Source organism: Acinetobacter sp. EKM10A (assembly GCF_011075215.1).
GTDB lineage: Bacteria > Pseudomonadota > Gammaproteobacteria > Pseudomonadales > Moraxellaceae > Acinetobacter > Acinetobacter baumannii.
The window spans coordinates 1-1,274 of the sequence record NZ_JAALLK010000040.1 but is presented as its reverse complement, the minus strand read 5'-3'; the positions used below and the strand labels follow the sequence as shown (position 1 = coordinate 1,274).

The 1,274-nt window shown below is 49.9% G+C and carries 1 protein-coding gene; it reads left to right on the top strand.

Features of this window, described 5'->3' with window-relative positions; all coding sequences use genetic code 11:
* On the top strand, positions 1-1,274 hold a 1,274-nt coding region (locus tag G9371_RS18965), incomplete at both ends, for an Ig-like domain-containing protein (protein WP_227591302.1).

The following is a 1,274-nucleotide window of genomic DNA, read 5'->3' as shown; positions in this document are numbered from 1 at the left end:
CAATACACTTCCAACACTCGCAGACGGTCCACACACCATTACCGTGACTGCAACAGATGCAGCAGGTAACGTAGGTAACGATACTGCGGTGGTGACCATTGATACTAGTTTGCCAGTTGTATCTTTAGATGATTTAACTACTAATGACACGACTCCTGCTTTAACAGGAGCTATTGATGATCCAACAGCAACCGTTGTTGTAAATGTTGATGGTATCGATTATCCAGCGACTAACAATGGTGATGGTACTTGGACGCTCGCAGATAATACTTTGCCTGCATTAATAGATGGTCCACATACAGTGACTGTAACTGCAACTGATCCAGCTGGTAATACGGCTACAGATACAGCTACGCTTACTATTGATACAGTCCCTGCAGACCTGATCGGTGCGATCACGATTCCTGAAGATCTAAATGGCGACGGTATCTTGAATGCAGACGAGTTAGGCACAGATGGCAGCTTCAATGCACAAGTGGCGTTGGGACCGGATGCGCTTGACGGCACAGTGGTGAATGTCAATGGTGTGAACTACACCGTGACAGCAGCTGACCTTGCAAATGGCTATATCACAGCAGCGATTCCTGTGACAGGCGAAGGCCCTGTAGCGATCCATGCAGAAGCAGTCGATGCACAAGGTAACGTGGATGTTGCAGATGCAGACGTGACAGTAACGGTTGATACAGTCCCTGCAGACCTGATCGGTGCGATCACGATTCCTGAAGACCTAAATGGCGACGGTATCTTGAATGCAGACGAGTTAGGCACAGACGGCAGCTTCAATGCACAAGTGGCGTTGGGACCGGATGCAGTTGATGGCACAGTGGTGAATGTTAACGGTACTAACTACACCGTGACAGCAGCTGACCTTGCAAACGGCTATATCACAGCAGCGATTCCTGTGACAGGCGAAGGCCCTGTAGCGATCCATGCAGAAGCAGTGGATGCACAAGGTAACGTGGATGTTGCAGATGCAGACGTGACAGTAACGGTTGATACAGTCCCTGCAGACCTGATCGGTGCAATCACGATTCCTGAAGACCTAAATGGCGACGGTATCTTAAATGCAGACGAGTTAGGCACAGACGGCAGCTTCAATGCACAAGTGGCGTTAGGACCGGATGCGCTTGACGGCACAGTGGTGAATGTCAATGGTGTGAACTACACCGTGACTGCAGCTGACCTTGCGAATGGCTTCATCACAGCAACTCTGGATGCAACAGCAGCCGATCCTGTGACTGGTCAGATTGTGATCCATGCTGAGGCTGTGGATG